Raw genomic sequence first — 25,178 nt, 5'->3', positions numbered from 1 at the left:
CCCCCACCTTGTTCACCGAGTCTTCGATCAGGCCCTTGATCTCCTTGGCCGCCTGCGCGCTGCGCTGCGCCAGCGAACGCACCTCGCCCGCCACCACCGCGAAACCCTTGCCCTGCTCGCCCGCCCGCGCCGCCTCCACCGCCGCGTTCAGCGCCAGAATGTTCGTCTGGAACGCGATGCCGTCGATCACCGACACGATCTCCGAAATCTTGCTCGAGCTGGCCGAAATGCTCTGCATCGTGCTCACCACCTCGGACACCGCCTGACCGCCACGCTCGGCCACGTCCGACGCGCTGGCCGCCAGCTGGTTGGCCTGCCGCGCATTGTCCGCGTTCTGCTTGACCGTCGAGGCCAGCTCTTCCATCGACGCCGCCGTCTGCTCCAGCGACGCCGCCTGCTCTTCGGTGCGGCTGGACAGGTCCGTGTTGCCCGCCGCAATCTCGCGCGAACCCACCGTGATCTCGTCCACCCCGCGGCGCACCGCCGCCACCGTGCGCGTCAGGCTCTCCTGCATGCGCTTGAGCGCCGAGAAGAGATGGCCGATTTCATTCGTGCTGCCGACTTCGATGCGGGCCGTGAAATCGCCGGCGGAAATCTTGTCGAAATGATCGCCGGCCACGCGCAGCGGCCTGAGCACCATGCGGCTGATGAACAGCCAGCATCCCGCCGCCAGGACCACGGCAAGCGCGAGCAGCGCCAGCGTCACGCCGCGCGACACCCGATGCGCCGCTTCGGCCTCGCGGACCAGTTCATCGGTGCGGTTGTCCACGTACTGGAGAAAATCGTTGCTGGCTTTCGCGAAGGCGGCGTTCACGTCCCGCGCCGCGTCGTTGAGGTCCAGGAATTGCTGGATCTCCATCTGCGACAGGGCTTCGGCCTGGCGCCGGCCCAGTTCGTCGAACGGCTTGAACGCGGCTTCCAGCTTCTGCACCAGCGCGTCGGAACCTTCGAGCCGGGAAGCCTGGCGGAAAGTCTCGAACGCCCTGTAGCCCTTCTGCATGACTTCTTGCGCCAGCTTGCCGTCGGCCGCCGCGGCCTCGGTCTTGCCCTGCTGCATCTCCATGAGCGCCGTGTTGAGCAGCACCCGGCCACGCATGAATTCGCTGTAGGCTTCGTGCAGGCGCCCTGCCTGATCGCCATAGGCCGAGTTGATCGCCTCCATCTTTGCGTTGCTGGAATTCAGCCCAAACCACGCCACGCCATTGGAGGCAAACATGGCGCCGGTGAACAACAAGAGCACCAGCAGGATGCAGGTGCGGACTTTCAGATTGACAAGCATGGAAGACCCAAGCGTTATGCGACGTGTGACAACGGTTCCCGGCCCGCACACAGGCACGGACGCTGCGGCGCCAGGGCCGGCAGCGTCCGTCAGGCGCTGTCGCCGCTCCCTGCGGGGCGGCGCGTTTCGACGGCCTATTTGCGACTGAACAGACTCGACCCCTGGATGGTCATGAATGCCGCGGACGCGGCCTGCAAGGCAACCTGCCGCAGGGCAAGCTGGCTGGCGCCAGAGTAGTAATCCAGATCCTCCAGATCAGAGAGCGATTTCGAGTACGACAGGCCTTTCTGCGTACCGGTGGCGTCCAGCGCCTCCAGCTCGTTCATGCGCGCGCCGACGGAGGCCGCCACGGTCAACACGTTGTCGTAGTTGGTCGACAGCTTCTTGTTGGCGGTGGCCAGCACGTTGTTCAGCCTGGCCAGCGCGACCTCGTCGCCCGCGATGGGCGAATCCAGCGTTTCGATGAGATTGTCCAGCGTGCTGAAGAGATCCACGTCGGTGCCGCTCTGCTGGAAGCTCTCCACGTCGATGCGGTCGCCCGCCTTGGGCGCGCCGGTGATCGTGACGGACACGCCGCCGAAGTCGATGGCCTCGCCCGCCTGATAACCGGTGGCCGGATCGGGCGGCGAGGGAACCGTGACCGGCGCGACGGGCGGATCGGCGTCCGGATCGCTGGTGGTGATGCGGTAGCCGATCGCGCCCGACACCGGATCGGCCTCGAACTCGACGCTGAAATTCTTGCCGATGTTGGCGCTGCCCGGCGTGACCGATACGGTGCCGAACTGGGCCGTTCCCTGGTTGGACGCCGCCGCGCTCGCCACGTACCCGGTCGAGCCCGGGTTGGCGCGGTTAAAGATGTCGGAACCGATGTCGCTGGTGGACATCTGGCGGCTCTGATCCACCTGCACCACGCGCTGGCCCGTGTCGCCGTTGTATTCGATCTTGCCGTTGGCCGGATTCACCGCGTAGGGAATGGTGTTTCCCTGGTAGCCCGAGAACAGGTACTGGCCGTTGCCGTCGGTGCTGTTGGCCAGGCCCAGCAGCGCTTCGCGCGCGCTCTTCAGCGCGGTGGACAGGGCCTGCCGGTCGCTGTCGGAGAACGTGCCGTTGCCCGCCTGCACGATGCGCGTGCGGATGTCCTGCAACGCGGTCGTGATGGATTCCAGGACATTGTTTTCCTGGCTGAGGTTGGTGCTGGCCGTACCGCGGTTCATGGCGTACGTGGAGTTCATGCTCTGCGTCTGCGCCACGTTGATGCTGAGGGAGGCCGACAGCGGATCGTCGGCGGGGCTCAGGAACTTCTTGCCCGTGCCGATCTGCTCGACCAGGCGGTTCATGTCCGATTCCTGAGAAAGAATGCCCTTCAGGCCATTCGCGTACATCATGCTGGTGCTCAGGCGCATCGTTTCGCTCCGATTCGTTCTCTATGTTCCGTCAATCCAGGGCCGATCAGCCGCGCAGGCCCAGCAGGGTATCGAACATCGTGCTGGCCACGTCGACGATGCGGGCGGCCGCCTGATACTGCTCCTGGTACTGCGACAGGTTGACGTACTCTTCGTTCAGGTTCACGCCCGAAACCGCCTGCTGGGCGGCGAGCTTCTGGGCGACGAGGTTCTGCTGGGCCGTGGCGGCCGACTTGATCTGCGCCGTCTGCACGCCCACGGTGTTGACCAGCTGGGAGTACATTTCGGTCAGGTTCATGCTGCCCTTGCCCAGCACCTTGGCGGTCTGGAGCTGGGCCAGCTTGAGGGCGTTGTTGCCATTGGCGTCGCCGCCCGCCGCGTCCGCCGCCGCGATCTTGTTCGGGTCGGAGATCAGCACGGTCAGGTCGCGCGCGGCATCGCGGGTCGGGGCGATGGACCATTTGTCGCCCGCCGCCGGCGGCGCGCTGATGGTCAGTTTCACGCCCATCTCGGCTTCGAGGTCGAGCACGGCATTGGGCGGCGCGCCCGTGGCCGGGCCGTTGTAGACCTGCGTGCCCGCGGGCAGGCGCAGCACCTGGTAGTTGGTGCCGTCGAAGCTGATGGAGTATTCGTTGGCGTTGATGTTGGCGACGTTGGTGAACTCGCCCGAGATCTGCGCGTTGCTCTTGTTCTGGGTGTTGGGCACCGCTTGCGGCGAAGACAGCCCGAAAAAGTCTTCGCCGGGGTTGCCGTCCAGGTCCACGCCTTGCGCGTGCTGCTCGTTGAACGACAGCGCCAGCCCCACGGCGAGCTGGCCGAGCTGGCTCTGCATCACGTCGAGCGACGAGGCGCGGAACTGCAACAGGCCGCCCAGCGTGCCGCCGGTGACTTCGGCGTCGGTCAGCTCCACCGTGGTGGTCTTGCCCGCGCCGGCGGGCAGCGTGTAGGCCAGCACGGTGCGCCCCACGTCCTTGGAAGAGGACACGGCCTGCAGCGGATAGATGGTGTCGCCGCTCAGCAGGGCCTGGCCGCCCGCCAGCGTGATGTTGATCTTGTCGCCCTGCTCGTAGGTCGTCACGCCGACGAGCTGGTTCAGCTCGGACACGGCCTGGTCGCGCTGGTCGAGCAGGTCGTTGGGCGGCGCGCCGTTGGCCTTGCCCGTGGCAATGGTGATTTGCTGGTTGAGGTCGTTGATGCGGGTCAGGTAGCTGTTGACCTGATCCACCACCGTGGAGATCTGCGTATTCAGGCCCAGGCGCTGGTTCTGCATTTCCTGGTAGGCCGAGCGGATCTGGGTGGCCAGGCTGTTGGCCTTGCCCAGCAGGTCCTGGCGCGCCGCCGGATCCGCGGGCTTGCTGGCCACGGTGTTCATACTGGTGAAGAAGTTGGACAGCGCGGGGGACACGCCCACGGTGCGGTCGGCAAACAGGTTGTTGATCTGCGAAACCTGGTCGAGCTGCGTCTGCAATTGCGCGCTGCTGCCCTGGGCGCCGACGAGCTGTCGGTAGAGGAAACTGTCGTAGCTGCGCACGACCGTATCGACCTGCACGCCGCGGCCGATATACCCGTTGGAGGTGGCCTGGGCGCCGGCGGTGGACACCATGACCTTCTGGCGGTTGTATCCGGTCGTGGTGGCATTGTTGATGTTGTGGCCGGTGGTGGCGATACCCGCCTGAGCCGCGTTGAGCCCGCCCAACGCCAAGTTGTACATGTTCATGCTGACAATGCCCCGTCTGTAACCGCAAATCTGTGTTCGGAATACCCGGTTAACGGCCTGCGGTCATTCAAATTTAGAGTCCTTCCGGAATTCCCGAGGAAAACCCCGACGCCGCGGGCCCGCCCCGGAACTGGCTCATGATGCCTATCAGTTTCTGCGCATATTGCGGGTCGGTGGCGTAGCCCGCGTCCTGGATGCGGCGCGCCGCCTCGATCTCGTTGCGCGCCTGGGCCACCGCCTCGTAGCGTGGGCTGCTGCCCAGCAGGCGGGCGTAGTCGGCGAAGGATTCCTCGTACGACGAATAGGCCCGGAAAGGTTGCGTCACTTTTTTTGAAACGCCATTCTCGTACTCGGTGGTGAGCACGTTCACCACCTTGCCCTTCCAGCTCGCGCCGGCCTTGATGCCGAAGAGGTTGTAGCTGGTGCTGCCGTCGGGATGACGGATCTCGCGCTGGCCCCAGCCCGATTCGAGCGCCGCCTGGCCCAGGATGAGGCGGGCGGGCACGCCGCTTTGCTGCGAGGCGAGATTCGCCGCCCGCGCCATGCGCGACACGAAGCTGACGACATGGTCAGGCGCTCCCTCGGCGGCGGCGATGGCGCGGTCGCTGGCGCGGTTGTAGCGCATGACGTTCAGGAGCGCCGACACCTCGCGCGACCCGCCCGTGGCGAAATCCAGGTCGGATCCCTGGCCGACGCCCTTCAGGGTGTCGGCCGACAGTTCGCCGGGCTTGCCCTGCCGCATCTGGGCCAGGATGGACTGCGACAGCCCGATGCCCGGCGTGGCAAGATGCAAGGCCAGCTGCTCGTCGGCCATGGACTGCAGCATGCGGCTCTGGTCCGAGTCGAACAGGCCCTCGCGCGGCGTGGCTTCCCGCATGCGCTTGAGCATCATCTGCAGGAACAGGGCCTCGAACTGCTTGGCCACCTGCTTCTGCTGCTCGGTGCCCGAGGGGTCTTTCGTGACTTCGCGCCGCAGGTTCGAGAGGCGGCCCAGGTCGAAGACCGAATCCTGGCCGCCCGAGCCTCGCGCCGCGTCGCCGTTTCCGCTGATCGCCATCAGATGATTTCCAGTTCGGCGCGCAATGCTCCCGCGCTCTTCATGGCCTGCAGGATGGCCAGCAGATCCTGCGGCGTGGCGCCCAGGGCATTGAGGGCCTTGACCACGTCGGCCAGGTTGGCGCTGGTGTTCAGGCGCTGCAGCGAGCCGTTTTCTTGCCGCACCTCGATCTGCGTATTGGGCACCACCACGGTCTGGCCCTCGGTGAACGGCGTGTCGGGCTGGGAAACCTGGTTCTGGCGGTTGATGATGACGGACAGGTTGCCGTGCGCCACCGCCGCCTCCTCGATCATCACGGTGCGGTTCATGACCACGGAGCCGGTGCGGGCGTTGATGATGACCTTGGCCGCCGAGGGCGCGCGCGCCACCTGCAGGTCTTCGACCTGCGACAGGAAGCGGGCCATGGAACCCTGCTCCAGCGGAGTGCGGACCTGCACCGCGCGGCCGTCGAGCGCCACCGCCGTGCCGGCCCCGAACTTGCGGTTGAGGGCCGACGCCACGTTCTGCGCCGTGCCGAAATCGGTACTGTTCATTTCCAGCATGATGTAACCGTCGCGCGCCACCGTGGTGGGAACGGCGCGCTCCACGATGGCGCCGCCGTTGATGCGGCCGCCGTTGAGCTGGTTGATCTGCACGCTGGAGCCGCCAGCCGACGCGCCCGCGCCGCCGACGAGAATGTTGCCCTGCGCGATCGCGTAAACCTGGCTGTCCGCTCCCTTGAGCGGCGTCATGAGCAGCGTGCCGCCGCGCAGGCTCTTGGCGTTGCCCATGGACGAGACGACCACGTCCAGGGTCTGGCCGGGCCGCGCAAAGGCCGGCAACGTGGCCGTCACCATGACGGCCGCCACGTTCTTGAGCTGCATGTTGCTGCCCGCCGGCACCGTGATGCCGAGCTGCGAGAGCATATTGGTCAGGCTCTGCTGCGTGAACGGCGTCTGCCGCACCTGGTCGCCGCTGCCGTCCAGCCCCACCACCAGGCCGTAGCCGATGAGCTGGTTGCCCCGCACACCCTGGATGGACGCCAGGTCTTTGATGCGCTCGGCATGGGCGGCGCCCATGCCGGCCAGCAGGACGGCGGCCAGGCAGGCGCGCGTCAGCGCGGAAACCAGGGCGGAAATCGGAGAATCGTGTTTCATCGTCAGAACGGCGAAGCGATCAGGAAGAAGCGCTGGAGCCAGCCCATGGTCTGGACCTCGTCCATCACGCCCTTGCTGCGGTATTCGATGCGGGCGTCGGCCACCTGCGTGGACGAGACGGTGTTCGTCCCGGTGATGGAGCGCGGATCGACGACGCCGGAAAAGCGCACGTACTCGCTGCCGCGGTTGATCGCGATCTGCTTCTCTCCGGCCACCTGCAGGTTGCCGTTGGGCATGACGCCCACCACCGTGGTGGTGATGGTGCCGGTAAAGGCGTTGTTGGCCGTGCTGTCGCCCTTGCCCTGCGCCACGTTGCCGCCGGTGGCCTCGGTGTTGAGGTTGGCGTTCGCCCAGCTGTTCATGAAGGACGGCGCGGCGGCGATGCCCAGCGAGGTGGACGACGTGCGGTTGGTGTTGGTGGCGACGTTCTTGGAGGCGTTCGTCTTTTCGTTGAGGACGATGGTGACGATGTCGCCCACGTTGCGCGGCCGGCGGTCTTCGAAGAGCGGGTAGTTGCCGTAGGCGGTGGGCTGGTAGATCGAACCCGTGGGCTGCGCCGCCGGCGCGGGCGGCGGCGGCGGCACGGCCGTGGTCGGCCCGGTCACGATGGGCTCGGGCGGAATCATGGCGCAGCCCGCCACCGCCAGGGCCAGGGCCGCACTCGATACCAGGCGCATTACGGACATGGGCATCACAGTTGGGTCAGGCGGGCGAGCATCTCGTCCGAGGTCTTCACGGCCTTGCTGTTCATTTCGTAGGCGCGCTGCGTGGTGATCATGTTCACCAGCTCCTCGGCCACGTTGACGTTGGACGTCTCCACGTAGTTCTGCATGATGGAGCCCGCGCCGTCCACGCCAGGCTGCAGCAGGTTCGCCGGGCCCGAGGCGTCGGTTTCGAGATACAGGTTCTCGCCCACGCTCTGCAGGCCCGCCGGGTTGATGAAGGTGGCGATCTGCAGCTGGCCGACCTGCACGTTGACGCCCGCGGCGCCCGGCTGCGTCACCGACACGATGCCGTCCTTGCTGATGGAGATCGTCAGCGCGTTGTCGGGGATGTTCATGGGCGGCTGGATCACGTAGCCGCTGGCCGTGGTGAGCTGGCCGTTCTGATCGCGCTGCAGCGCGCCGTCGCGCGTGTAGGCCTGGGTACCGTCGGGCAGCTCGACCTGCAGGAAACCGCGCCCGTTGATGGCGATGTCCAGCTCGCCCCCGGTGTTGTTGAGGTTGCCGGTGGTGTGGATGCGCTCGGTGGAGGCCACGCGCGCGCCCGTGCCGAGCTGCAGGCCCGAAGGCAGCTGCTGCGCATCGCCCACCTGCGCGCCCGGCTGGCGCAGGGTCTGGTACATGAGGTCCTGGAACACCGCCCGGCCGCGCTTGAAGCCGTTGGTGGCCACGTTGGCGAGGTTGTTCGAAATGACGTCCATCGACGTCTGCTGACCTTCGAGGCCGGTCTTGGCGATCCACAACGAACGCATCATGATGTCTTACTCCTGAGGCGGCGGACGGGCCGCGCGCTGAAAAATTGGTCGGTCAGGCGCTCACGGACAGGATGCCGTTGGCGCGCTCGGCATTGCGGTCCGCCTGCTGGATCACCTGCATCTGCTGCTCGAAACGGCGGGCATTCTCGATCATGCCCACCATGGCCGCCATGGGATTGGCGTTGCTGCCTTCCAGCACGCCGGACAGCAGGCGCAGCGCCGGATTCGCCGGCACGGGCGGCGCCGGCTGGCCGTTCTGGCCCGCCAGCCGGAACACACCGTCGTCGCCGTGCACGAGCTGGTCTTCGGGCGGGCTGGCCAGCTTGATGCGGCCCAGGTTCAGGATGTTGTTCGGCGCATCGCCCGCGCCGATGGCGGTGATGGTGCCGTCCGAGGAGATGGTGAGCGCGGCCTGGTCGGGCACGTCGATCAGCCCGTTCTGTTCCGACAGCACGGGCTGGCCCAGCGAGGTCTGCAGCACGCCGTTCACGCCCACCTGCAGGCTGCCGGCCCGGGTGAACGCCTCGCCCTGCGGCGTCTGCACGGCGATCCAGCCCTCCGAGCCGGCCAGCGCCACGTCCAGCTCCCGGCCCGTGGTCTGCATGGTGCCCATTTCGAAGTTGTTGCGCGGCGTGGACGTTACCGTGGACACCCGCGTGGGCAAGCTCACGCCGTCGGTCACCGGCACCGAGCGGTACATGGCGATCTGCTCGCGAAAGCCCGGCGTGTTCACGTTGGCCATGTTGTTGGACAGCGCGGCCTGGTGCTCCGTGATGCGCGCCGCGCCGTTCATGGCGGTGTAGATGATTCGATCCATAGCGTGTTACCTGCTGCCGTCTCGCCGCGCTTACTTCAGGTTCATCAGGACTTGCATGATTTCGTCCTGCGTCTTGATGGTCTGCGAGTTGGCCTGGTAGGTGCGCTGGGCGATGATCATGTTGACCAGTTCCTGGCTCATGTCCACGTTGGAGGCCTCGGTGGCCTGGCCGACCAGGGTGGACAGGCCGTTGGTGCCCGGCTGGCCCAGGATGGGCTGGCCCGACGCGGCGGTTTCCTGCCAGGCGTTGTTGCCCACCGGCTTGAGGCCCTGCAGGTTGGAGAAGTCCGCCAGCACGATGGTGCCGACCACCTGGGTCTCGCCGTTGGTGTAGTTGGCAACGATGCTGCCGTCGGCCGCGATGTTCACGCCGCTGAACTCGCCCGAGGTATAGCCGTCGGGCTTGGCCACCAGCTTGTAGTCGCTGCCGTATTGCGTGGTGCCGGCGTAGTTCATGGCGATGTTCAGCGGATCGGCGGGCGTGGTGGTGCCGCCCGGCTGGGCGAACGACAGGTTCACCACCGGCGCGCTGGTCAGCGCGCCCGCCTTGTTGAAGGTGAACTGCGTGCCGCTGGTCCAGACGCCGCCCGCCTCGGTCGTGGGCGCCATGGCTTCGCCGTCCATCGTGTAATAGACGTCGTAGACGCTGTTGCCGGCGGCGTCGGCCGGGCGCTTGACGAAGTACTGCATCACCTGGTGCGAGTTGCCCAGGGAGTCGTACACCGTCATGGGCGAGGCGTTGGTGTAGGTGTCCGATTGCGAGGGATCGAAGGGCTTGCCGAGCTCGGTCACGGCGGCCGTGTAGTCGACGAAGCCGGGGATGTTGGCCAGCGCGCCGGCGATTACCTGGCCCGTGCCGTCGAGCTCGACCGTGTTGGGCGCCGTGCCGTAGACACCGGCCGGCGGATTGCCGGGAGCCCAGACCAGGTTGCCCGTGGCGTCCTTGGTGAACGTATAGGGGGTGCCGCTCAGCGTGACCGAACCGGGCACGGCGGGCTGGACGACCGTGTCCACCGGATAGATCACCTTCGCGTTGGCGTCCAGGTTGGCCACCGTGGTGCCCGTGCTGGTGGCCTTGGGCTGTACGTTGGCCGTGGGCAATTGCAGCTCGACGGGGTTGGCGCCCACCGCGCCGGCGGGATAGCCGGTCAGGCGATAGCCCTGGGCGTTGACGATGTAGTTGGTCTTGTCGACCAGGAACTGGCCGTTGCGGGTATACATGACCGCGCCGCTCTGGTCCGTGACCCGGAACAGGCCCTTGGCGCCGTCGATGGCGATGTCGTACTCGCCGCCGTTGCCCGTCACCGCGCCCACCGTGAAGCGCTGGTTGATGGCCGCCACTTTCACGCCCAGGCCCACGCGCGAGCTGGCGTAGACGTCGGCAAACGATGCCGTGGACGACTTGAACCCGACCGTGCCGGAGTTGGCGATGTTGTTGCCGATGACGTCCAGGTTCTGCGCCGCGGCATTCAGGCCGCTCAATCCTTGTCCGAAACCCATGTTTACTCTCGCTAATCTGTAGGGAACAGGCCGCCGCCCGAGCGCCGGCCGCTAGTCAACTCGGCCGGTTTCAGCCGATCACCTTGCGCACATCCAGCATGCTGGTCTGCCCTTCCAGGCCCAGGTCCAGCCGCAGCCCTTCGGTCGAATAGGAAACGCTCTTGACCAGGCCGTAGCTCAGCACTTCCGAAGAAACCTTGGCGCCGTCCGCGTCGGTGGCGAGCGCGGAAACCGTATAGGCGCCCGGCTCCAGCGCCACGCCGGCGTCGTTCTTGCCATCCCATTCGAAGCTGTACACCCCGGTCTTCTGGTCGGTCAGCTCGATGGTGCGCACCACGGCGCCGGTGGAATCGGAGATGCGGATCTGCACCTTGGCGGCGTCTTTCTGCAAGTCCAGGCCATAGGGGGTGGCCACGCGCTCGGCCTGGTTCTCGGCATCCACGCCCAGCTTCACGGTGGAGCCCGGAATCAGCACGCCCTTGCCGATCATGGCCACGGCGTTCATGGACTGCGACACGTCGATCTGGCCGCTGATGGCCAGCATGGTGTTCTTGAGATTGGTGATCCCTTCCACCGTGGAAATCTGCGCGAGCTGCGAAGTCAGCTCCGCGTTCTGCATGGGATTGAGGGGATCCTGGTTCTGCATCTGCGTGACCAGCAGCGTCAGGAACTGGTCCTGCAGGCTCTGGGCGGAGCTCGCCGAGTTCGCTCCCGTTTGGGCCAGGCCCATGGCCGTGGAGCTGGTGGTTTGGTCGATAGTCGTCATGGAATCGCCTTGTCGTCTGGGGCGTGCCGGGGTGATCAGGACTGGCCGATGGTCAGCGTCTTCTGCATCAGGCTCTTGGCGGTGTTGAGCACCTCCACGTTGGCCTGGTAGGAACGGGAAGCCGCGATCATGTTGACGGTTTCGGCCACCGGGTCGACATTGGGCATGTTCACGTAGCCCTCGGCGTCGGCCATCGGGTGCTTGGGGTCATAGACGCGCTTGAGCGGCGAGGAATCCTGGATCACGCCGGCCACCCGCACGCCGCCGATCTCCTGCCCAGCCGCCTGCCCGCCCGCGGGGTCGACCTGGAACACGACCTGCCGCGCCCGGTAGGGCTGGCCGTCGGGGCCCACCACGCTGTCGGCGTTGGCCATGTTGCTGGCCGCCACGTTCATGCGCTGCGACTGCGCACTCAGGGCCGAGCCCGCGATACTGAAAATGCTCAACAAGGACATTGCCTGACGCTCCCTTTGAATGTCATTCCTGGATGGCCGCCATCATGGTGCGGATGCGGCCCGACAGGACTTGCATGGTGCTCTGGTAGTGCAGCGTGTTGTCCGCGAACTGCACCCGCTCCACGTCCATGTCCACCGTGTTGCCGTCCAGGCTGGGCTGGTAGGGCAGCCGGTAGAGCAGCTCGGTCGGGCCCGGCGAGGCCGCCTTGGCCGGGATGTGCCGGGCCGAGGTCAGCGTGAGCTGGGTGTCGGGCAGCCGCATGCCTGCGTCCATGGCGTTCTGCATGGCCGTGCGGAAATCGAAGTCGCGGGCCTTGTAGTTGGGCGTGTCGGCGTTGGCGATATTGGAAGACAGCACTTCCTGGCGCTGCGCGCGCAGCGCCAGCGACTGCTGGAAGAAGCGGAAATCCTCGTTGAGCCTGTCTAGCATCGGATAGCCCTGTGCGTTGCAATACGGATGTCTCGGCGCGGACGCGCCATGGACTTGTTCGGATGACGGCATCATAGGGGCCGGCCGCGCCGCACAATCAGCCAAATAACCCGTTATTTCGCATCCAATTCCCGTATTGCCGGAGCCGGCGGGCTTCTACAATTCATTCACCATGAAGATTCCCGCACCGTGCCGCTTCCGCCCGCTGGCGGCCTGCGCCCTGCTGGTTGCCGCGCTGCCGCTTCCCCGGGCCGCGCACGCCCAGGATGCCGCCGTCCAGGCGCCCGAAGCCGTCGCCGCCGCCGCCCGGTCGTACCTGATCGAGCAGCTGTCCGCGCTGCGCGGACAGCCCACGGTGGCCATCGACCCGCCCCGCACCGACCATCTGTCGGCCTGCACCGATCTGTCCCCCTTCCTGCCTTCCGGCATGCGCCCGCGCGCCCGCATGACGGTCGGCGTGCGCTGCATCGCCCCCAGGCCCTGGACCACCTATGTGCAGGCCACGGTCAGCGTTCCCGGACAGTACTACGTGGCCTCGCGCACGATTGCGGCCGGCCAGGCGCTGACGCCGTCCGACCTGGCGCCGCGCGACGGCGACCTGGTCGCCCTGCCCCCGGGCGCCATCACCGATCCGCGGGCGGTGCTCGGCATGTCGGCCGCCTACCGCATCAGCGCGGGCCAGCCGATCAAGGCCGCTTCCCTGCGCAGCGCCCAGGCCGTCGTGCGCGGCGCCACCGTGCGCATCGACGCGCGCGGCAAGGGCTTCGTGGTGAGCAGCGAGGGCGAGGCGCTGGACAACGCCGCGCCGGGCGCCACCGTCCAGGTGCGCACGGCGGGCGGCCAGGTGGTCAGCGGCATCGTCAAGAATGCCGGACTGGTGGAAATACAACTTTAGGCTATGTTACATATCGCACCGCTTCGGGGGCCCGCAAGCCCTAAAGTTCACCCCGCCCTTGTCGTTACCGAGACATAAGTAGGCGGATCGCGTGACAGCCCGATCCTCGACGCCCTGCGGAGATATCCCTTGAAAATCAATGCCACCACCAACCGGCCGCTCACGGCCGAAGCCATCAGCCCGCGCGCCGAATCCGCGCTAGCCCAGGCCTATGGCGCCGGCGGCGCCGGCTCCACCGGGTCAGGCAGTTCCCAAGTCGCGCTGAGCTCCGCGTCCCGCAAGCTGCTGGCCCTGCAGGACGGCGCCAACGACATCAACGTCGAGCGCGTCGCCGCCATCCGCGAGGCCATCGCCTCGGGCCAGCTCAAGATCGACACCAGCCGCATCGCCGACGGCCTCATCGCCAGCGCCCGCGATCTGCTGAAATAGGCCGCTGCCGCCAACCGACCATTCTCCCCACCTCTTTTTCTCGCCCGGCATGAGCAACACCACCGTCGAATCGCTGCAAACCTGTCTCAGGCAGGAAGATGCCCTGGTCGCCGAATTTGCCGTCATCCTGGAACAGGAAACCGAGGTGCTCGTCGGCCCCGGCGACGTGGACGCGCTGAGCAAAGTCACCGAGCGCAAGAACGAGGTCGCGCTCAAGCTGGTGGAACTGAGCCAGCAGCGCGACCGGCTGCTGGCCGACGCCGGCCTGCCCCCCGGCCACGCAGGCACCGAACAGGCCGTGGCGCGCCATCCCGAGCTCGCCGAAATCTGGCAGGCGCTGCTGGCCAAGTCCGGCTCCGCCAACGAAATCAATCTGCGCAACGGCGCCCTGATCGACGTGCACCTGCGCTACACGCAGCAGTCGCTCGAAGCGCTGCGCCAGATCGGCGGCGTGGGCGGCACCGCCACCTATGACGCGCTGGGCCGCGGTCCGCGCTACACCCCGGCGCGCAAATCCATCATCGCCGGATAGGGTTCCGCCGCGCGGCTTGCGGCCGCGATCCAAGGCGGCGATTCCCCGCGCAAACCGCCCTCTCCCTGCGCCTTTCTTCCCGTTTCCTGCGTCCGCCGGGGCGGCCCGCGCTCTTGTCAGGCGCCGTCGGCCATTTCCAGCATGGCGTACATCTTGAGCAGGGCCACGGGCAGTTGGCGCGCCGCCAGGCGTTCGTCCGCGCCGACCACGCCGGCCAGCGTGCGGCGCGCGACGGCCGCCGGGGCCGTATGCCCCAGTTGCCAGCAGGCCGAGGCCAGCTGGCCCGCCATGAGCGACTGCCTGGCCAGCGCGTGAGCGCCGTCCACCGCCGGCAGGGCTTTCCAGGCGTGCGGCATATAGCGCATGCCCGCCTTGATCTCGTCCTGCAGCACCAGCCAGCGCGCTACCGTGGCGGCGTCGGCCTGGGACGCCGGCAGATTGGTCAGACCGAACAACTGGCCCGCCACCTCGCCGCTCTCGGTATCGATGAGGCGCGCGCACACCAGCCGGAACGTGGGCTGCTCGCCGCGGCCCGCCAGCGTGATCTCGGTGCCGGAAGCCCAGAGGGCCAGCGCGGCCCGCCGGCCATTGACTCCCGCGGCCAGCCCCGGCATGTCGCCGGGCTGCCCGGCGGGCAGGTAGCCCACGCTCTTGCCCACCGCATTCAGCGTGGTCGGGCATTCGTCCTGCACCACGCGCATGCCGCCCGTGCAGCGCGCCAGCCAGGACACGCCGCCTTCGCTCAGCGACTGCCACAGCGCGGCGTTGCCGCCGTCGAGCGCATGCACCAGCGGAATCCGCTGCAGCTCCGCGCCCAGCCAGGCGACGCGCGCCTGCAGCGCCTGCGCGGAATCGGCCGGCCCGGCCGTGGCCGGATCGAAAGAAGACAAGGTGCCGTGCGGCAGGGCCAATTGCTGCGCGGGCGCGGCCAGCACCACGCCCCGGTCGCTGGCCAGGAAGGCTCCCGCCCAGGCGCCGCCGGGCAGCCCTTCGCCTTTCATGGAAGCCTTGCCGTGCACCGCCAGCAGATGGCGGTTGCAGGCCGCGGGGAACTCCCGCCGCACCATTTCGACAATGCTTCCGCCAAGCTCCGCCAGGCCGGCGCCGTCGCCGGTATAGCGCCGCCACGCGTCGCGCGCCTGCACGCAAGCCGTGTCGGTTTCCAGCCAGTGCAGCGTCTCGTCCAGTCCCTGGGCTGCGGAGATGGCGGACTGGCCGCCCTGCGGGCGCAGGATGGCCGAAGCCAGCAACTGGCGCCGGCGGGCGGGATCGGGCGCGGGCGCGCTATCGCGCGCGGAAGACCATAGCGAAGCCATGTCGGCCTCGCTGGGAGAATAAAGCGCCCGCGCCCGCTGCATCATGGCGAACGCGCGGTCGACCAGGATGTCCGCCCGGGCCAGTTCCAGGTGCTCCGGCACCTTCTGGCCCACGCTCGCGTAATGAATGGGCAGGCGGTGGCGGATGGCCGTGTCCAGCGCCGCGCCCAGGCGCGTCGCCTCGTCGAGCTTGGTAATGATGCAGCCGGCCACGTCCTCGCCCACGCCGTTGCGATAGGCATGCGCCACCTCGTCGAGGGTGTCGCCCTGGCTCGCGGCGTTGAGCACCAGCAGCCGGCGCACCGGCTTGCCGCCGTTGCACAGCAGGGCCGCCTGCTCGGCGACCTGCCGGTCGCGCTGGCTGATGCCCGTGGTGTCGATGAGAACGATCTTGCGGCTGCCCAGCTCGGCGAGCAGGCGGCGCAGCTCGCCGGCGTCGCGCACGGAATGCGCGGGAATGCCCATCAGCCGGCCGTAGATTTGCAACTGCTCCAGCGCGCCGATACGAAAATTGTCGGTGGTCAGCATGGCCACCTGCTCCCGCCCTTCCCGGGCCACGCAACGCGCGGCGAGCTTGGCGAGCGTGGTGGTCTTGCCCACGCCGGTGGGGCCCACCAGGGCGTACACGCCGCCGCCCAGGAACTCGTCTTCGGACCTCAATACGGGCAGGTGCGTGACCAGCTCGTTGCGCGCCCATGCGAGCGCGGCCTCGGCGCTCATGCCTTCGGGCAGCCGTTCGACCAGCGCGCGCACCAGCTTCGTGCTGAAACCCGCGTCCAGCAGGCTGCGGAACAGCGCCACGCCGGAAGGCTCGCGTCCCGGCCCCTGGCGGCCGCCCCAGAGCAGGCCGTCCATGCGGCTTTCCAGGGCGCCGCGCAATGCGCTGATGGCGTCCTGCAGGCCGGCGGCCGCCTCGGGCGGCAACGCCGCCGGGGCGGGCAGCGAGGCGCCGTGCCGCAACGGGGCGTCCGGCGTGCGCGCCATGCCGGCAGCGGGCGGAACGGCGGAAACGGAAGGCGCGACGGACGCAGCGGGCGCGGCGGGCGCCGGCTGGGCGGCGGCCTCCTGGCGATCGGCCAGGGGCGTATCCAGCACCGACTGGTACGCCGCAATAGGACGGGCCGGGGACGGGAACGCGGGCGGTTCGGGCATCCGGGCGGCGGGCGCGGAGGGGCCGGCCATGCGCGCCGCCGGCACGGGCGGCTGAGCCGCCATGGCGGGAGCCGGCGGAACCGGCGCCGGATGGCGGCCGCCATACCCCCACCCGTCCGCCGCACCAGGCGCCGTGGACGCAACGGCCGCGTGGCCCTGGCCGTGCGCATGCCCCTGGGCCTGTCCCTGGCCTTGGGCCATGTCCGCGGCCGGCTCGTCGAATGCGCCGTCGGCCGTCGCCAGCACCTCCACGCCGCCTTCGACGCTGCGGTTGGAAACGATCAGGGCATCCGGCCCCAGGGCCTGGCGCACCAGGCGCATGACCTCGCGGCTATTGGCGCCCACAAACCTGCTTATCTTCATGCTCAGTTACCTCCGCCGATGAGCGCGGTCACGCGGACCATGCGCTCATCCGGAATTTCCGTGTTCGACAGCACGCCGAGCTGCGGCAGGTGATGCCGCAGGAACCTCGACAGCGGCGCGCGCAGCACCGGCGACACAAGCAGCACCGGCGCATTGCCCTGCGATTCCTGGCGCGCCAGGGCGGCCTGCGTCTCGCGCAGCAGGGTATCCGCCAGGCCGGGCTCGAGCCCGCCGCTGGTGGTCATGGCCTGCGAGAGCACGCGCTCGAGTTTCACGTCCAGGCCGATGACACGCAATTCGCCCTCGCCGGGGAACCATTGCTGCGTGATGGCCCGGCCCAGCGAGCGGCGCGTGAGCGCGATGAGTTCCTGCACGTCGGGCTGCCCGCCGGCGGCGGCCGCCTGCGCCGCCAGCCGCGGCCCGTGCTCGGACAGCGTATCGATGATGGTGCGCATGTCGCGGATGGGCACTTCCTCGGCAAGCAGCCCCTGAAGCACCTTCTGCAGCACCGTGAGCGAGAGCGTCTTGGGCACCAGGTCTTCGACCAGCTTGGGCGCCTCGCGGCCGATGCGCTCCAGCAGCTGCTGCACTTCCTGGCGGCCCAGCAGGCTGGAGCCGTGGCGGTGCATCAGATGGTTGAGGTGCGTCGCCACCACCGTGCCGGCGTCCACCACCGTGTAGCCCGCCACCTGGGCCTGGTCGCGCAGGCTGGCGTCGATCCACAGCGCGGGCAGGCCGAAGGCCGGATCGGTGGTGGGCGTGCCCTTGATCTGGACCGACACGCCGCCCGGGTCGATGGCCAGCCACTGGCCCGGCATGGCCACGCCGCGGCCCACTTCCACGCCGGACAGCAGGATGCGGTAGTCGTTGGGCTTGAGTTCGAGATTGTCGCGAATGTGCACGACCGGCGGCAGAAAGCCCACATCCTGCGCGAACTTCTTGCGCAGGCTGCGGATGCGGTGCAGCAGCTCGCCGTTCTGGGCATGGTCCACCAGCGGGATCAGGCGGTAGCCCACCTCCAGCCCGAGCTGGTCCACCATCGACACGTCGTCCCAACTGGCTTCCTGCGCGGCCGCCTGGGCCTGGGTAATGGCCTGGGGCGGCACCTCCTGGGCCTTGGCCTCGGCCTCCAGCCTGCGCTTGTGCAGCATCCAGCCGCCGCCGGCCAGCGCGGCCGCCAGCGTCAGGAAAGCGATATGCGGCATGTTGGGAATCAGGCCCATGATGCCAATGATGGCCGCCGTCAGGAACATCACGCTCGGATTCGAGAACAGCTGGCTGATCATCTGCTGGCCGATATCCTGGTCCGTGGCCACGCGGGACACGACCACGCCCGCCGCGGTCGAGATAACCAGCGCCGGGATCTGGGCCACCAGGCCGTCGCCGATGGTCAGCAGCGTATAGACGCGCGCGGCCTCGCCCATCGACAGGTCGTGCTGCGCCACGCCCACGATCAGCCCGCCGAAGATGTTGATCGCCATGATGAGCAGGCCGGCGATGGCGTCTCCCCGGACGAACTTGCTCGCGCCGTCCATGGAGCCGAAGAAGTCCGATTCCTGCGCCACTTCGGCGCGGCGCTTGCGCGCCTCTTCCTCACCGATGAGCCCGGCGTTCAGGTCGGCGTCGATGGCCATCTGCTTGCCGGGCATGGCGTCCAGCGTGAAGCGCGCGCCGACTTCCGCGATGCGGCCCGCGCCCTTGGTGATGACGATGAAGTTGATGATGGTCAGGATCACGAAGAGGATGATGCCGACCGCGAAGTTGCCCCCCACCAGGAAGTGGCCGAAGGCCTCGATGACCTTGCCCGCCGCGTCCGGCCCGGTATGGCCGTTGAGCATCACCACCCGGGTGGACGCCACGTTCAGCGACAGCCGCAGCAGCGTGGCGAACAGCAGCACCGAAGGAAAGGCCGCGAAGTCCAGCGGCTTGCGCGTGAACATCGCCACCAGCAGGATCATGACCGACAGGGCGATGTTGAACGTGAACAGCAGGTCCAGCAGGAAGGTGGGCAGCGGCAGCACCATCATGCCCAGCACCATCACGATCAGGATGGGCCCGGCCAGCAGCCGCGCGTGCGCGGCCCCGTTCGTCTTCAACATGGAGAGCAGTGCGCTCATTCCTCAAGCTCCTTGCGCCGCGGCCTTGGCCTGCGGGTCGAGTTCGGCCGGCACGGCCAGGTTGCTCGGCGCGACGGGTTCCGCGCCCCAGCCCGAACGCCAGGAGCGCAACTGGAACACCCACGCCAGCACTTCGGCCACGGCGGTATAGAGCTCGACAGGGATTTCCTGGCCGAGCTCGACATGTTCATGCAACGCGCGCGCCAGCGGCGGCGCTTCCAGGGTGGGAACGCGATGCTGGGTGGCCAGCTCGCGGATCTTGGCGGCGATCAGCCCCGTTCCCTTGGCCAGCACGCGCGGCGCGCCGTTCCTGCTTTCGTCGTAGCGCAGGGCCACGGCGTAGTGCGTGGGGTTGGTGACCACCACGTCGGCATTGGGCACTTCGGCCATCATGCGGCGGCGCGCCATCTGCCGCTGCTGCTGGCGGATGCGCGCCTTGACGTGCGGATCGCCCTCGCTTTCCTTGTGCTCCTGGCGCACGTCTTCCTTGGACATGCGCAGCTTCTTGAGGTGGCTCCAGATCTGCCAGGGCACGTCCAGCCCCACGATCACCAGCAGCGACGCCACGATGCAGGCGCAGCACAGGGCCACCAGGTCCAGCGCCCGGATCAGCGCGGCCGAGGGCGCCACGTGCATCAGGCCCAGCATGTCGTCGTGATAGCGCCACAGGACCCAGACGGCCACGCCGCCCACCAGCAGGGCCTTGGCCAGCGCCTTCACCAGCTCCACCAGGGTCTGCGCGGAAAACATGCGCTTGATGCCCGCCAGCGGACTGAGCTTGGAGAAATTCGGCTGCAGCGGCTTGCCCGAAATCACGATGCCGCCCAGCAGCACGCTGGACAGCACGGCCACCACCGCCAGCAGGCCGAATACCGGCAGCACGGCGAACAGCCCATGCCAGAAGCCCTCGGCCGCCTGCTCCACCATGACGCCGGGGTCCATGGTGACGCGCTGGTCGAAGGCCAGGCCATTGCGCAACACGCCGCTCAGGCCGCGGTAGATGGCGGCCCCGCCCGCCCAGAGCGCGCCTACGCCGGCGGCCAGCATCATGAAGGTGCCCAGCTCCCGCGAACGCGCGATCTGCCCCTCCTCGCGCGCCTTTTCCAGGCGCCGTGGAGAGGCGGCTTCGGTTTTTTCGAGGTCGCTTTCGTCGGCCATGCTCTGCGGATCGAGTGCGCTTCGCGGATTGCGGGATTGGCGAAGCGTCCGCCGAGATTCTAGGAGGCCGGCCGGCGAACCGATCAGCCAAGAAACGGGGGGAAAGCGGCGCTATTCCCCCGCGCGCCCCTTCGTTCCGGCTTTCAGCCCGCCGCCCAGGCCGGCGCCGGCGCGCGCCCGGCGGCCGCCTCGCTGGCGTAGCGGGCGTAATCCAGTCCGATCCTCACCGCGCCCCAATGTTCCGTCCCCAGAAATACCGGCAGGGAAATATCGTTGACGATTTCCCCCGTGTCGCGCGGATAGGTCTGGAACAGCATGGGGCCGTCGTTGGCGGCCAGCCGCGCGCCGACCGGGTCGTCGAAGATCCGCTTGTGCCGGCAGCGCGCCAGGTCGTGCTGCGGATCGCCGGTGGGCTCGTGGGAATAGCGGCTGTTGTGCGCGGGCGCATAGCCGCGCGCATCGACCAGCAGCGCATAGGCGCCCGCCGGCACGGCGTCGAGCACCGCGTCGAGCAGGCGGGTAAGCTCCGCGTCGATGTGCCGGTCGTAGGCGGTATGGTAGCGGGCCGGCTCGCCGCCGGAAATACGCCGGTACTGGCGGTCGAACACGTCGCGGCCCGCGCGCCGGGCGCGCTCGAGCAGGGCCTGGGCGGCGTCCCGGAATGACTCCAGCGTGTCCGAAAGCCGGTCGAACGGCGTGCCGCCCGTGCGCATGCCGGCCAGCACCTCCTGCATGCTCTCGGTCTGGCGGCGTATGCGCTCGATCTGGCCCGACATGCTGGCCACGCGCTCGCGCACATCCCCGCTCAGCGCGGCGATCCGCCCGACCTCGCCGCTCATCGCCCGGTTGGTCCGGTCGACTTCGCCGATGGCCTGCACCACGGCCTCGACCTGCCGGTTCATGGCGCCGAAGTCCTGCACGAAACGCCCGAAGTCGGCCAGCGTGCCATCCAGCACCGTGCCGGACGCCTCCACGTCTTCGCGCAGCGTGGCGGTCTGCGCGCGCGTCGATTCCACCAGCGTCAGCATCTGTCCGGTGTGCTGGCCGATGTCGCCGGTGGCGCTGTTGACGCGCTCGGCGAGCTTGCCGACCTCGCTGGCCACCACCGCGAACCCGCGGCCGGCGTCCCCGGCCCTGGCGGCCTCCACGCCCGCGTTCAGCGCCAGCAGCTGCGTCTGCAGGGCGACGTCGCGGATGAGCTTGCTGATGTCGCCCACGGAACGGGCGCGCTCGGTGAGCTGGGCCACCACTTCGGCAAACGCAGTCATTTCGCGGTTCATGCGGTCCACGCGCGCTTTCACGTCGGAAAGCTCGGCCAGCGCATGTTCGGCCGCGCCCAGGTTGCTGCCCGACAGGGCGGCGATGTCGCGGGCGTGGGAAGAGGTCGAGGCCGACAGGTCCGCGATCTGCTGGCCGCTGGCGGCCAGCGCCTGTGCCGCCTGCGCTTGTTCCTGGGCCAGCGCGGCGCAGCGCTGGGCCTGGAATTGCGTGCGGGCCGCGTTCAGCGCGATCTCGATGCCGGATTGCCGGATGGTGATGATGCGCTCGCGGACCTGCGCCAGGAAGCGGTATAGCGGCCATGCCGAAGGGCTGAACGACAGCGCGCGCGCCGCCAGCGTGGCCTCGCCCCGGTTGAGCCGGCGCAATAAGGCCCACATGCCCCCGAACCGGACAAAGGTTCTGCTCACGATCCACCTCCTCTTGCCGGCCGCGGCCGCAGTGCAATCGACGGTCCGCGCCGGAACCTGCCTGCCGCAAGGCCCCGATCTTTTTCTTTTTTATGGAGCAGAGTCTATCCAGGCGCGCAAGAACGCGCCCTTAGGGAAATCAAGCATTAATTTCAGGCATTGATCGCGCAAAAAGGCGCGCCGCCGGCGGGCATGTCCGGCGGCGCGTCTCCTGGGCAGGCGGTCAGAAGCCCAGGCTGGCGAGCAGATCGTCGACCTGGTCCTGGCTGGTTACCACATCGGCCTTGCCTTGCGGATTGACCTGGGGACCGTTCAGCAGGCTGTTCGCGTCGTCGCGGCGTTCCTGCGGCACGTTGTCGAGCAGCACCTGCAGCAGCTCGCGCTCGATCGCGCCCACCACGTCCATCATGCGCATGATGACCTGGCCGGTGAGGTCCTGGAAGTCCTGCGCCATGATGATTTCCATCAGCTTGGACTGCGTTTGCTGCGTCTGGCGCGGCACGTCCTGCAGGAAGCTGCGCGTGTCCTGGACCAGTTCGCGCGCTTCCGGCAGCTCCAGCGGCTGGTCGAACCACTGCTGCCAGCGGCCGTCGAGCTCCTGCGCCGTGCGCGAGAGGTTGTCCTGGATCGGGCCGGCGGCCTCGGTGGCGTTCAGCACGCGGTTGGCGGCCTGTTCCGTCATCTGCGCCACGTAGCGCAGCCGGTCGCGTGCGTCGGGAATGGCGTCCGCGGCGTCCTTGATCGCCTGGTCCAGTCCCAGCTCCCGCATGCTGTCGCGCAGCATGCGGGTGAGCGAGGCGATGCGGTGGATGAGGTCAGGCGATTCCGCCGGGACGACGTTTTCCGTTGTGCTCATGGCGCACCTCAGCCGGCAATTTTCTCAAAGATCTTGGTGAGCTTCTCTTCCAGCGTCGCCGCCGTGAAAGGCTTGACCACATAGCCGTTGGCACCGGCCTGGGCGGCGGCAACGATGTTCTCCTTCTTGGCTTCCGCCGTCACCATGAGCACCGGCAGCGACGCCAGCGCGGCGTCGGCGCGGATCTGCTTGAGCATCTCCAGCCCGTCCATGTTGGGCATGTTCCAGTCCGAGACGACGAACTGGAAGCCGCCGTTGCGCAGCTTTTCCAGCCCGATGGCGCCGTCTTCGGCTTCGTCCACGTTCTCGAAGCCCAGCTCTTTCAGCAGGTTGCGGATGATCCGCCGCATCGTGGGGAAGTCATCCACCACGAGAATCTTTATGCCCTTGTCTACCATGCTCTACTCCAAAAGAAATGTTTCCGGACGCCCGCCCTGCCCGCATCAGACGCGGTGGCCGCGGTCGCCCAGACGCGTCAGAATGCGCTCACTCATCGCCGACAGCGGCACCACCTCCTCGGCCGCGCCGATGGCGATGGCTTCGCGCGGCATGCCGAACACCACGCAGCTCGCCTCGTCCTGGGCCATGGTGTGCGCGCCGGCACGCCGCATGGCCAGCATGCCCGCGGCGCCGTCCTTGCCCATGCCGGTGAGAATCACGCCGATGGCGTTCTTGCCCGCCGCGGCCGCCGCCGAGTTGAACAGCACATCGACCGACGGGCGGTGCCGGTTGACCGGCTCGCTGGCGTCCAGCTCGACGATGTAGTTGGCCCCGCTGCGGCCCAGCCGCATGTGCGTGTCGCCGCCGGGAGCCAGATAGACGTGGCCCGGCAGCACCCGCTCGCCATGCACGGCCTCGCGCACCGTCACCGCGCACAGGGCGTCGAGCCGCTGCGCGAACGAGCGCGTGAAGCCCGCGGGCATGTGCTGCGTGATCAGGATGGCCGGGCTGTCCGGAGGCATCGGCATCAGCACCTCCCGGATGGCTTCGGTGCCGCCCGTCGAAGCGCCCACGATCACCAGTTTTTCCGAGCTGGCCAGCGGCCGGCGCAGCATCGGCGGCGGCGCGGCCGGCGCGCCATGGGGCGCGGGCGAGCGCAGCCTCGCCCGCGACGCGGCGCGGATCTTGTCGGCGATGATCTCGGTGTACTCCAGCAGCCCGTCGCGGATGCCGAGCTTGGGCTTGGTGACGAAATCGATGGCGCCCAGCTCCAGCGCGCGCAGCGTGATTTCGCCGCCGCGCTCGGTCAGCGACGACACCATGACCACGGGCATGGGCCGCAGGCGCATCAGCTTCTCGAGGAAATCGAGCCCGTCCATGCGGGGCATTTCCACGTCCAGCGTCAGCACGTCGGGGTTGTGCCGCTTGATGAGCTCGCGAGCCACCAGCGGATCGGGCGCCGTGGCCACCACTTCCATGTCCGGCTGGCTGTTGATGATCTCCGTCATCAGGCCGCGCACCAGCGCGGAATCGTCCACACAAAGAACCTTGATCTTCTGCATCTTGTCCTCGAACTTCTCAGGCCTGGCTGGTGCACTCGTACACGGTCTGGCCGCGCAAGCGGAAATCACGACTGATGTACGTGAAGTTCTCGGAATGGCCGGCAAACAGCAGGCCGCCCGGCTTGAGCAGCGGGACAAACCGCTCCAGGATCTTCGCCTGGGTAGGTTTGTCGAAATAAATCATGACGTTGCGGCAGAAAATGGCGTCGAACTTCTCGTGGATGGGCCATGAAGGCGCCAGCAGATTGAGAGTTTCGAAGCGCACCATTTCCGCCAGCTCCGGGCGCACCTTCACCTGGCCCGCGTTGGCGCCGCGTCCCTTGAGGAAGAAGCGCTTGAGGCGGCTCTCTTCCATCTTGGCGACGCGTTCGGCCGGATACACCCCTGCGCGGGCGCGATTCAGCACATTGGTATCGATATCGGTGGCCAGCACGCTGCTGGCGCCGGCGCGCGAGCCCAGGGCCTCCGTCAGCGTGATGGCGATGGAATACGGCTCCTCTCCTGTGGACGCCGCGCAGCACCAGACCGAAACCGGCCCGCCGCGGCGCTGCGCGAACTCGGCCAGGATGGGAAAGTGATGCGCCTCGCGGAAGAATGCCGTCAGGTTGGTCGTGAGCGCATTGACAAAGTCTTCCCATTCGGCGGCTTCGGGCTCGCGCTCCAGGTGATCGAGATAGCTGGCGAAGTCCTGCCGGCCCAGCGCGCGCAGGCGGCGCGCCAGGCGGCTATAGACCATTTCGCGCTTGTGCTCGCCCAGCGATATTCCCGCGCGCGCATGAATCATCTTGCGCACGCGGGAGAAGTCCGCATCCCGGAAATCGAACTGGCGCTCCGCCCCGGAAGGCGGCGCGAAACCCGCTGCCGTCGCCACGTCTGCCCTCAGTGTTCCAGCGCGAGCGAGTCGGAGGCCCGCAAGCGCGTATGGTCTTCATCAGCGGCCTGCGGCCTGGCCGCCAGGCGTTGGGCGGGCACCTCGATGACCTCGCCCGCGTTGATCTTGAACACTGACACCGCCTCGGCCAGCCGCTGCGCCTGCTCCTGCAGCGAACCGGCCGCAGCCGCCGCCTCCTCCACCAGCGCCGCGTTCTGCTGCGTCACCTCGTCCATCTGCGACACCGCCCGGTTCACCTGGT

Annotated in this window: 23 protein-coding genes and 1 pseudogene; 3 read left to right on the top strand and 21 right to left on the bottom strand. The window is 68.0% G+C overall.

What is annotated here, in order from left to right; translation table 11 throughout:
* From NGJ44_RS21555 to flgB, 12 genes are all read right to left on the bottom strand, one after another.
* Window positions 1-1,279: methyl-accepting chemotaxis protein (locus NGJ44_RS21555; RefSeq protein WP_251865720.1), on the bottom strand; the 1,279-nt coding region annotated here is incomplete at its 3' end.
* Window positions 1,280-1,413: 134 nt separating this feature from the next.
* Window positions 1,414-2,682: a flagellar hook-associated protein FlgL gene (gene flgL / locus NGJ44_RS21550; protein WP_251865718.1), complete on the bottom strand. Its 1,269-nt coding sequence runs from the start codon at window positions 2,680-2,682 to the stop codon at window positions 1,414-1,416.
* Between the two features lie 46 nt (window positions 2,683-2,728).
* Window positions 2,729-4,399, bottom strand: a complete 1,671-nt coding sequence (gene flgK / locus NGJ44_RS21545; RefSeq protein ID WP_053244019.1) for a flagellar hook-associated protein FlgK — start codon at window positions 4,397-4,399, stop codon at window positions 2,729-2,731.
* A 73-nt stretch (window positions 4,400-4,472) separates the two neighbouring features.
* A complete protein-coding gene (gene flgJ, locus NGJ44_RS21540; protein WP_053244018.1) occupies window positions 4,473-5,456 on the bottom strand; it encodes a flagellar assembly peptidoglycan hydrolase FlgJ in 984 nt (327 codons plus the stop codon).
* Window positions 5,456-6,592 (bottom strand): flagellar basal body P-ring protein FlgI, encoded by a 1,137-nt coding sequence (locus tag NGJ44_RS21535; RefSeq protein WP_286012420.1) that lies wholly within the window; start codon window positions 6,590-6,592, stop codon window positions 5,456-5,458. Before NGJ44_RS21535 ends, flgJ begins: the two co-directional genes overlap by 1 nt.
* Before the next feature lie 2 nt (window positions 6,593-6,594).
* A complete protein-coding gene (locus NGJ44_RS21530) occupies window positions 6,595-7,284 on the bottom strand; it encodes a flagellar basal body L-ring protein FlgH (protein WP_053244016.1) in 690 nt (229 codons plus the stop codon).
* Window positions 7,284-8,069 (bottom strand): flagellar basal-body rod protein FlgG, encoded by a 786-nt coding sequence (gene flgG / locus NGJ44_RS21525; RefSeq protein WP_053244015.1) that lies wholly within the window; start codon window positions 8,067-8,069, stop codon window positions 7,284-7,286. The genes NGJ44_RS21530 and flgG overlap by 1 nt, the downstream gene beginning before the upstream one ends.
* A gap of 52 nt (window positions 8,070-8,121) precedes the next feature.
* Window positions 8,122-8,886: a flagellar basal body rod protein FlgF gene (locus NGJ44_RS21520; protein ID WP_053244014.1), complete on the bottom strand. Its 765-nt coding sequence runs from the start codon at window positions 8,884-8,886 to the stop codon at window positions 8,122-8,124.
* A gap of 30 nt (window positions 8,887-8,916) precedes the next feature.
* Window positions 8,917-10,386, bottom strand: coding sequence for a flagellar hook-basal body complex protein (locus NGJ44_RS21515; RefSeq protein ID WP_251865716.1), 1,470 nt, complete (start codon window positions 10,384-10,386; stop codon window positions 8,917-8,919).
* Between the two features lie 70 nt (window positions 10,387-10,456).
* On the bottom strand, window positions 10,457-11,152 hold the full coding sequence (locus tag NGJ44_RS21510; protein ID WP_251865714.1) for a flagellar hook capping FlgD N-terminal domain-containing protein: 696 nt from the start codon (window positions 11,150-11,152) through the stop codon (window positions 10,457-10,459).
* Between the two features lie 35 nt (window positions 11,153-11,187).
* Window positions 11,188-11,607, bottom strand: coding sequence for a flagellar basal body rod protein FlgC (gene flgC / locus NGJ44_RS21505; RefSeq protein WP_053244011.1), 420 nt, complete (start codon window positions 11,605-11,607; stop codon window positions 11,188-11,190).
* Window positions 11,608-11,629: 22 nt separating this feature from the next.
* Window positions 11,630-12,037: a flagellar basal body rod protein FlgB gene (gene flgB, locus NGJ44_RS21500; RefSeq protein ID WP_251865712.1), complete on the bottom strand. Its 408-nt coding sequence runs from the start codon at window positions 12,035-12,037 to the stop codon at window positions 11,630-11,632.
* A 172-nt stretch (window positions 12,038-12,209) separates the two neighbouring features.
* On the opposite strand from flgB, the gene flgA reads away from it, so the two are divergent.
* From flgA to NGJ44_RS21485, 3 genes are all read left to right on the top strand, one after another.
* Window positions 12,210-12,932, top strand: coding sequence for a flagellar basal body P-ring formation chaperone FlgA (gene flgA, locus NGJ44_RS21495; protein WP_251865710.1), 723 nt, complete (start codon window positions 12,210-12,212; stop codon window positions 12,930-12,932).
* A 129-nt stretch (window positions 12,933-13,061) separates the two neighbouring features.
* The gene (gene flgM, locus NGJ44_RS21490; protein ID WP_251865708.1) at window positions 13,062-13,361 is read left to right on the top strand and encodes a flagellar biosynthesis anti-sigma factor FlgM; all 300 of its coding nucleotides are present in this window, start codon (window positions 13,062-13,064) and stop codon (window positions 13,359-13,361) included.
* A gap of 49 nt (window positions 13,362-13,410) precedes the next feature.
* Entirely contained in the window at window positions 13,411-13,893 is a 483-nt protein-coding gene (locus tag NGJ44_RS21485) for a flagella synthesis protein FlgN (protein ID WP_251865706.1), read from the top strand.
* Between the two features lie 116 nt (window positions 13,894-14,009).
* Here the strand turns inward: NGJ44_RS21485 and flhF are convergent, their stop codons facing one another.
* The 9 genes and pseudogenes from flhF to NGJ44_RS21440 form a co-directional block, all read right to left on the bottom strand.
* On the bottom strand, window positions 14,010-16,724 hold the full coding sequence (gene flhF / locus NGJ44_RS21480; RefSeq protein ID WP_251865705.1) for a flagellar biosynthesis GTPase FlhF: 2,715 nt from the start codon (window positions 16,722-16,724) through the stop codon (window positions 14,010-14,012).
* Window positions 16,725-16,726: 2 nt separating this feature from the next.
* Window positions 16,727-18,841, bottom strand: coding sequence for a flagellar biosynthesis protein FlhA (gene flhA / locus NGJ44_RS21475; RefSeq protein ID WP_251865702.1), 2,115 nt, complete (start codon window positions 18,839-18,841; stop codon window positions 16,727-16,729).
* A 3-nt stretch (window positions 18,842-18,844) separates the two neighbouring features.
* Window positions 18,845-19,999 (bottom strand): flagellar biosynthesis protein FlhB, encoded by a 1,155-nt coding sequence (gene flhB / locus NGJ44_RS21470; protein ID WP_251865700.1) that lies wholly within the window; start codon window positions 19,997-19,999, stop codon window positions 18,845-18,847.
* A gap of 143 nt (window positions 20,000-20,142) precedes the next feature.
* Window positions 20,143-21,657, bottom strand: a complete 1,515-nt coding sequence (locus NGJ44_RS21465) for a methyl-accepting chemotaxis protein (RefSeq protein ID WP_251865722.1) — start codon at window positions 21,655-21,657, stop codon at window positions 20,143-20,145.
* A 253-nt stretch (window positions 21,658-21,910) separates the two neighbouring features.
* Window positions 21,911-22,543 carry a protein phosphatase CheZ gene (cheZ, locus tag NGJ44_RS21460; RefSeq protein WP_053245674.1) on the bottom strand — a complete coding sequence of 211 codons (633 nt, stop codon included), beginning with the start codon at window positions 22,541-22,543 and terminating at the stop codon, window positions 21,911-21,913.
* Between the two features lie 8 nt (window positions 22,544-22,551).
* Window positions 22,552-22,941 (bottom strand): chemotaxis response regulator CheY, encoded by a 390-nt coding sequence (cheY, locus tag NGJ44_RS21455; RefSeq protein ID WP_053245673.1) that lies wholly within the window; start codon window positions 22,939-22,941, stop codon window positions 22,552-22,554.
* Window positions 22,942-22,986: 45 nt separating this feature from the next.
* Entirely contained in the window at window positions 22,987-24,045 is a 1,059-nt protein-coding gene (locus NGJ44_RS21450) for a protein-glutamate methylesterase/protein-glutamine glutaminase (RefSeq protein ID WP_053245672.1), read from the bottom strand.
* A 16-nt stretch (window positions 24,046-24,061) separates the two neighbouring features.
* The gene (locus NGJ44_RS21445) at window positions 24,062-24,916 is read right to left on the bottom strand and encodes a CheR family methyltransferase (RefSeq protein WP_053245671.1); all 855 of its coding nucleotides are present in this window, start codon (window positions 24,914-24,916) and stop codon (window positions 24,062-24,064) included.
* Between the two features lie 8 nt (window positions 24,917-24,924).
* Window positions 24,925-25,178 (bottom strand): annotated as a pseudogene (locus NGJ44_RS21440) (methyl-accepting chemotaxis protein); the annotation flags it as partial.

It is taken from the genome of Achromobacter sp. Marseille-Q4962 (genome assembly GCF_943737005.1).
Classification (GTDB): Bacteria; Pseudomonadota; Gammaproteobacteria; order Burkholderiales; family Burkholderiaceae_B; genus Achromobacter.
The sequence above is the reverse complement of the archived record's forward strand: the minus strand, read 5'-3'. Positions and strand labels throughout refer to the sequence as shown.

Excerpts from the sequence above, each read along its gene's own strand:
- NGJ44_RS21530 (WP_053244016.1), bottom strand. The coding sequence starts at position 7,284 with ATGCCCATGTCCGTAATGCGCCTGGTATCGAGTGCGGCCCTGGCCCTG.
- cheY (WP_053245673.1), bottom strand. The coding sequence starts at position 22,941 with ATGGTAGACAAGGGCATAAAGATTCTCGTGGTGGATGACTTCCCCACG.
- flhF (WP_251865705.1), bottom strand. The coding sequence starts at position 16,724 with ATGAAGATAAGCAGGTTTGTGGGCGCCAATAGCCGCGAGGTCATGCGC.
- flgB (WP_251865712.1), bottom strand. The coding sequence starts at position 12,037 with ATGCTAGACAGGCTCAACGAGGATTTCCGCTTCTTCCAGCAGTCGCTG.
- flgA (WP_251865710.1), top strand. The coding sequence starts at position 12,210 with ATGAAGATTCCCGCACCGTGCCGCTTCCGCCCGCTGGCGGCCTGCGCC.
- NGJ44_RS21485 (WP_251865706.1), top strand. The coding sequence starts at position 13,411 with ATGAGCAACACCACCGTCGAATCGCTGCAAACCTGTCTCAGGCAGGAA.
- NGJ44_RS21515 (WP_251865716.1), bottom strand. The coding sequence starts at position 10,386 with ATGGGTTTCGGACAAGGATTGAGCGGCCTGAATGCCGCGGCGCAGAAC.
- NGJ44_RS21450 (WP_053245672.1), bottom strand. The coding sequence starts at position 24,045 with ATGCAGAAGATCAAGGTTCTTTGTGTGGACGATTCCGCGCTGGTGCGC.
- cheZ (WP_053245674.1), bottom strand. The coding sequence starts at position 22,543 with ATGAGCACAACGGAAAACGTCGTCCCGGCGGAATCGCCTGACCTCATC.
- NGJ44_RS21520 (WP_053244014.1), bottom strand. The coding sequence starts at position 8,886 with ATGGATCGAATCATCTACACCGCCATGAACGGCGCGGCGCGCATCACG.
- flgJ (WP_053244018.1), bottom strand. The coding sequence starts at position 5,456 with ATGGCGATCAGCGGAAACGGCGACGCGGCGCGAGGCTCGGGCGGCCAG.
- flgK (WP_053244019.1), bottom strand. The coding sequence starts at position 4,399 with ATGAACATGTACAACTTGGCGTTGGGCGGGCTCAACGCGGCTCAGGCG.
- flhB (WP_251865700.1), bottom strand. The coding sequence starts at position 19,999 with ATGGCCGACGAAAGCGACCTCGAAAAAACCGAAGCCGCCTCTCCACGG.
- NGJ44_RS21510 (WP_251865714.1), bottom strand. The coding sequence starts at position 11,152 with ATGACGACTATCGACCAAACCACCAGCTCCACGGCCATGGGCCTGGCC.
- flgC (WP_053244011.1), bottom strand. The coding sequence starts at position 11,607 with ATGTCCTTGTTGAGCATTTTCAGTATCGCGGGCTCGGCCCTGAGTGCG.
- flgG (WP_053244015.1), bottom strand. The coding sequence starts at position 8,069 with ATGATGCGTTCGTTGTGGATCGCCAAGACCGGCCTCGAAGGTCAGCAG.
- NGJ44_RS21465 (WP_251865722.1), bottom strand. The coding sequence starts at position 21,657 with ATGTGGGCCTTATTGCGCCGGCTCAACCGGGGCGAGGCCACGCTGGCG.
- NGJ44_RS21535 (WP_286012420.1), bottom strand. The coding sequence starts at position 6,592 with ATGAAACACGATTCTCCGATTTCCGCCCTGGTTTCCGCGCTGACGCGC.
- flgL (WP_251865718.1), bottom strand. The coding sequence starts at position 2,682 with ATGCGCCTGAGCACCAGCATGATGTACGCGAATGGCCTGAAGGGCATT.
- flhA (WP_251865702.1), bottom strand. The coding sequence starts at position 18,841 with ATGAGCGCACTGCTCTCCATGTTGAAGACGAACGGGGCCGCGCACGCG.